This is a genomic window from Micromonospora sp. LZ34 (assembly GCF_052981855.1).
In genome coordinates this window covers 1-5739 of the sequence record NZ_JBRIQN010000111.1, presented here as the reverse complement: position 1 = coordinate 5739, position 5739 = coordinate 1, and the positions used below count along the sequence as shown (strand labels likewise).

The following is a 5739-nucleotide window of genomic DNA, read 5'->3' as shown; positions in this document are numbered from 1 at the left end:
CGCCGTGCGCTACGAAGCCACCGTGCACGTCGCCGCGATCAGCGAGTGGCTGTGACCGACTTCGACACAGGCCCTAGGTTCGTCAAACGACGATCATGGCCTTGTGGTCGTCCCCCTCGGATATCCCAGTGTGCAGGCACCCGCGAGAGGCCAACTGATATCGGCGCTTTCGCCGCAGCCTCCTGTCGGCTCCGCCTGAAAACTGACCCCGTGGTTCCGGGCGGATTCGAGCAGTCGTCGCAACGGTGACGATCATTAGCATGCCAGAGCGGTGTGGAAGACCTCTGCCGGAGTGCGCCAGCCGAGGGTCTTGCGGCGCCGGTTGTTGAGACGTTGCTCGATGGCACGGAGATCGGCTGCGCTGTGCTGGGACAGGTCAGTGCGTTTGGGGAAGTACCGCGCAGCAACCCGTTGGTGTTCTCGTTAGTGCCGCGCTGCCAGGGCCGGCCGGGATGGGCGAAGAACACTCCGTCGCGCAGCAGTGGAGCGATCTGCTGGTCGTAGGCCATCTCCGTGCCCTGGTCCAGGCGAGGGCGAGGCGGACCGGCTCCGGGAGTTCTGCCAACATCGCGAGCAGCGCGTCGCGGACGGCCTCGGCGGTGGGGTCGACGGGCAGGTGGACCAGTCGCAGGTAGCGGCTGGTGCGATCCACCATGGTGGCGATCCGGACTGGTTTTGCCGGCCGACGATCAGGTCGCCCTCCCAGTCACCGACAGGAGTGCGGCTCAGAGCGGCTGCCGATCGGTGCTCGATCAGCAGCCCGGGAGCGACAAAACGACAACGACGCTGGTCCGGCGACGGACCCGTTCGCGAGCAGAGGTGAAGGCGGCGACACATGTCCTGATGCCTTCGAGGTGTGTGCCGGATCGGCCAGACGGATCAGGATGCGGGCGGACAGCGGAATCGAAGGGAAAAGCAGGAACGATGCTCCCGGTTGGGGCACCGGATGTTGGCCGATTGCTGACCTACCGGGGAGCCTCATTCTGCGACGAAAGCGGTTTTTTAAACTACATCCACGGCTAGTACAACTCCCGCCGCATCCAGAACAAACTCGGCTACCTTAGCCCGACGAGAACGAAATCGGCCCTCGCGCACCCTCCACCGCAGACAGCTATCGTTCAGGCTGAGCTAACCGGCGCCAGGTAACCACCACTCTGCGAAAGCGGGGAACCTCAACGACAGCTGCTCAGTCGACATCTGTGTAGGCGGTGCCGACCTTCAGGCTGTCGATGTGGTGGATGATCTGGTCGGTCGTGTTGTAACGGTCGTACACGCCCCACTTGGGTTCATTGGCACTGTCCCACATGCGGCCCGGGTAGCGCTGCGAGCCGTTGCTGAAGGTCTGCTTCACGCCGTCGAACCACAGTTTTACCCAGCCGCGGGTCGTCGAGTCGGAGGTGTGGATCGCCAGCACGAACCGGTGCCAGTCGTAGGCCGCGACGGGAGCGGACCAGATCTGCTTCCACACCTCACCCGGAGCGACGTAGTACAGCCGGATCTGGCCGTTTTTGATCGTCATGAGCAGCGGGTAGTTCTGGTCGGCGCTGGGATACGACTTCCACTGGAAGACCACGAAGTCGCCTCCGCCGGGGAGGCTGACCGTATCGAGCTTGCTCTCCCAGCCCAGGTAGTACGTGGAGTTGTTCCGGAAGGTGTAGCTCGACCCACCGACCTTGATACCGCGCGACTCGCACCGCCACTCGCTGGTGCCCTTGGTGTAGCGGAACACCGTGCCGTGACCATCGCTCTGAGCCGCGGCCACCAGGCTGCCAGGCGAGGGGCACTCGGTCGTCGGGAAGACACCTGTCCCCTTCGAGGCGTCGCCGTCCCAGATAACGGAGGCGTAGGCAGGGGTCGACGTCGCGGCCACCAACAGCGCGGCGACTGCGGCAGCCGCACCGATCGAACGTTTGCGCATAGCAACACTCCAAGGTTGGTTGATCGTTTCGTGGCGATGATGTGCGTTCGATCACCCCGTGTCAAGAAGATGAACGATATTTCCCGGCATCTGTCTCCACTTAAAGATTTTTCAAGGTCCGAGCCCGATTGGGGTGCGAACGTCTGGTATGCCCAACCCCACTCCAAGAACGACCCGTTTTGGAGTTGGCAGTGGCGGCGAGTACGCCTGCTGGTTGGAGCAGATTCCCGGGTCGTGTGGGCGGAGCGCATGCCGGTCGGGCCCGTGGTTGTCTAGGTCGGCCTCGAGACGGTGGGTGCGTTCGACCTTGCCGTTGAGGGGCGGCGATGCGGGTTTGATGTAGGTGTGGACGATGCGCTCGTCGAGCGGGTGCTACTGGAGGCCGGCAGGTCTCAGCAGGGATAGAAGCCCAGGCGCCTGAAGGGTCGCGGAGTGGCCGTTCTCGATGTCGTGGTACCGCTTCAGGGCATGTGGATCTTCACCGGCCGAAGTGGTAGTTCTGGCGCAGGTACATGATTTTCGCCGCGATGTCGGGGTGGGTGGCCCTCGGACTGTGGTCGGGCCGGCTGGAGCGGTCCCGCAGACCGGCAGGTCCTTCTTCCTAGGAGCGGCGCTGTCGGATGTAGTGCCGGCGCCGGCTGGCGGTATTACCGGCATGTTTGGGCGACGTTGCTCGTGATCTCTGCGGGTGACGCAGGACCGCCAGGCGGTCCTGCGCCTGACAGTCCAGCTTCTGTTCGGTTGACGGGGGCATGGAGTCTGTCCAACATGCGGAGACCCGAGGTGTCAACAACCTCCAGCAGTGTTAGACCTAGCGGGCGATCCCTGATCGGTGCGAGAATGTTCGTTCGATCAAAGCGTCAGACGGGACGGTGTGGTGTGCGCCCTGAGGAGCGTCAGGAGGCGATCCTGCGCGAGGTGCGAGCGCGGGGCTCGATCAGGGTCACCGAGTTCGCGGAGCAAATCGGGTTCTCGCCGATCACGATTAAGGCGTGTTTCATAAGCCGGTCAGAGCCACTCGGTGATGATGGTGATGGTCAGGACGGCTTGGAAGCGGACGGCGAGTTTGTCGTAGCGAGTGGCGATGCCGCGGTGGCGTTTAAGGCGGTTGATGCCGTTCTCGACGGCGTGTCGTAGCCGGTAGAGATCCTTGTCGAACGCGGGTGGGCGGCCACCGTTGGAGCCTTTGGCCTTGCGGTGGGCGTCCTGGTCTTTCTTGCTGGGGATGCAGGCCAGGGCCCCGGCAAAGTCGTGGACGCGTCCGACATGAGGCATTCAGCTGAGAAGCGCCTGAGTTGCGGGCAGCAAGGCGGGCATGACCGGTTCAGATGATCATCAGGGTGTCGAAGCCTTGATCGTCCGAAGTGAGTCATGCCCGCGCTGCCATCATCGCTGATCTCGTCCTTGTCCTGCGCACCGGCTGTCACGGTGCCCGAAACTGCTGCTGGGCTGGCCGCAGCGCTGGCGGACCTGTCGGATCCCCGCGCCCGCCGTGGGGTGCGGCACCGGTTGGTCGTCGTGGTGACTGCGGCGGTGTGCGCTGTGGTGGCCGGTTACCGCTCCTACACCGCGATCGCCGAGTGGGTCGCCGACGTCCCGGCCGCGACCGCGCTGGCGTTGGGTATCGCCCCGGACCGACGTCCGTCGGAGACGATGATCCGCAGACTCCTGCAGGCCTTGGACCCGGACCAGCTCACCCAGGCGGTCGGTGTCTGGCTCGCCGCACGGTCGGCGACCGCGCCGTCGTCGGCGCGGCGGGCAATCGCGGTGGACGGCAAGACACTGCGCGGCTCCCGCACCACCGACACCACGGCCCGGCACGTCCTCGCTGCCTGCGACCAAGCCACCGGCGTGGTCCTGGCCAGCACTGACGTCGACGGCAAGACCAATGAGATCACCCGGTTCGCACCGCTGCTCGACCAGATCAGCGACCTGCGCGACACTGTGATCACCGTCGACGCCCTGCACTGCCAGCGCGATCACGTTGAATACCTCGCCGAGCGCGGCGCGCACTGGATCCTGACCGTCAAGGCCAACCAGCCCAACCTGCATGCCCAACTCGCCGGCCTGCCCTGGCAAGCAGTCCCCGACGCCACCCGCGACACTGACCGCGGACACGGCCGCCGCGAGATCCGCAGCCTGAAAATCCTGACGATCTCCACCGGGATCGAGTTCCCGCGTGCCACGCAGGCACTACAGGTCCGCCGCCGAAGACGCCGCCTCGACCAGCCAAAACGCTTCACGACCGAGACCGTCTACGCGATCACCGACCTGCGAGTGCACCAAGCCAGACCCGGCCAGCTGGCGGCCTGGATCCGCGGTCACTGGGGCATCGAGAACAAGGTCCACTGGGTCCGCGACGTCACCTACGACGAAGACCGCTCCCAGATCCGCACCGGCCACCGGACCCCAGGTCATGGCAGCCCTGCGCAACGCCGCCATCGGCGCCCTGCGCACCGCCGGCATCACCAACATCGCCGCCGCCAACCGGCATCACGCCCGCGACAGCACCCGCCCCCTGGCCCTACTCGGCATCACCTGACGACTTTGCCGGGGCCCTGGCTGACGTAGCAGCCGTGCGGAAGCTGACCGACCAGATGCAGGCGGCCAACCTGATTTCGGCCTCGCTTTCGCCATCCAGCTACCTCAACCCGTCGTAATGAACACCGCTCATGCATTCTTACGCCGGACGACGTGCTAAAAACTCAGAGTCTAAAGCCGTCGCTGGGGCGAGTGTCTTCGCGTGCTTTCGCGACTCTCTAGGAGATGCATGACTTGCCCGTGTTGGGCGTGTTGCGTAGATGGAAAACGGCATCGCGTCCATCCTTCGAAAGGACCAAGTCGAGAGAAGGAGAGGAGAACGCGATGGCCGCTTCTGAGCGTGTGAGCTCCGTTGACCGGCTGCGCGGGCCAGAGCGCTCATGGTCACCACGTAGGCCCGCCGCCCGCGCGGATCTCATGCCCCAGGCGACGCACGGTTGGCAGCAGGATGATTCACCGACAATCAGCCGGAACCTCGGCAGCGGGTGGCTATGCACGGGCCTCGTCACGATCACGGCGGCCGATCGAATGTAGCCGCCCGACTGCAAGCCCGGCCCTCTTGCTGGTTGTTGATGATCCATGTTGGTCTTGGTGGCTGCGGGACGCGACCCAGGTCGCGGTGAGGCAGGAGGGCCGGCCGGCCCGGCGAGGCCCGAAGATTGAGAAGTCGTTGGTCACGAAGAGGTGATCAACACCTCCTCGTCGTTCGTCTTGACATTCTCGGCCGTAGTCCTGAGCTCGTCGCAGGCGGCCCGGGCCGTCGTTTTGTGCCTGTCAATGAACTCCTTGTGGTGCCAGGAGGTTTGCGTTGGGGCGTTGAGCGGGACCGTCCAGACCTTGCCGGCCAGCGTTGTCAGGTCCTAAACGGGCTGGGGGAACGGGTGAGCCGCCACAGGATTCCCGTACCATCAGCTCGGGCAGCAGGGACAGGCGCTGCCTGGGGCAGTCGGGGTCGCTGAGGCGGCGAATGAGCAAACTCACCGCCGGTGTCGAAAAGCCGATCGATAAGGTCGGGCAGATCCGGCGGAGGCCATCGGTCACCGCTTTCCACCTTGCTCAGATGCGTGTGGTCATACCCGAGCCGAGCGGACAGCACGCCCCGGCATGCAACGCCCGAGGCGCCGCAGCGAAGTACGCCAAGTTCGCCTACTCCACGCTGGCCGGATTCAGTGTCCCCACCGGCGGCGATGACCTCGCCGGGAACGCATTTGACAGCGCATTGGCGCTCAGCGATGACGGCGAGCACTGGCGTACGCGCAGAGGCGGCGAAGCCAGCCTCG

Annotated in this window: 3 protein-coding genes and 2 pseudogenes; 2 read left to right on the top strand and 3 right to left on the bottom strand. The window is 65.0% G+C overall.

The annotated features are described in order from the left end of the window. Nucleotides 1-255: 255 nt before the first annotated feature. The 3 genes and pseudogenes from ACVCAH_RS37330 to ACVCAH_RS37320 form a co-directional block, all read right to left on the bottom strand. Nucleotides 256-792, bottom strand: a pseudogene (locus ACVCAH_RS37330) (IS30 family transposase); the annotation flags it as partial. Nucleotides 793-1186: 394 nt separating this feature from the next. Continuing rightward, nucleotides 1187-1918, bottom strand: coding sequence for a heparin lyase I family protein (locus tag ACVCAH_RS37325; protein WP_447140923.1), 732 nt, complete (start codon nucleotides 1916-1918; stop codon nucleotides 1187-1189). Nucleotides 1919-2926: 1008 nt separating this feature from the next. Then, a pseudogene (locus ACVCAH_RS37320) lies at nucleotides 2927-3145 on the bottom strand (IS5 family transposase); the annotation flags it as partial. Between the two features lie 144 nt (nucleotides 3146-3289). Here ACVCAH_RS37320 and ACVCAH_RS37315 point away from each other — a divergent pair. Both ACVCAH_RS37315 and ACVCAH_RS37310 read left to right on the top strand, forming a co-directional pair. Next, nucleotides 3290-4489, top strand: coding sequence for an ISAs1 family transposase (locus ACVCAH_RS37315; protein WP_447140922.1), 1200 nt, complete (start codon nucleotides 3290-3292; stop codon nucleotides 4487-4489). A 937-nt stretch (nucleotides 4490-5426) separates the two neighbouring features. Continuing rightward, nucleotides 5427-5739: DUF2264 C-terminal domain-containing protein (locus tag ACVCAH_RS37310; protein WP_447140921.1), on the top strand; the 313-nt coding region annotated here is incomplete at its 3' end.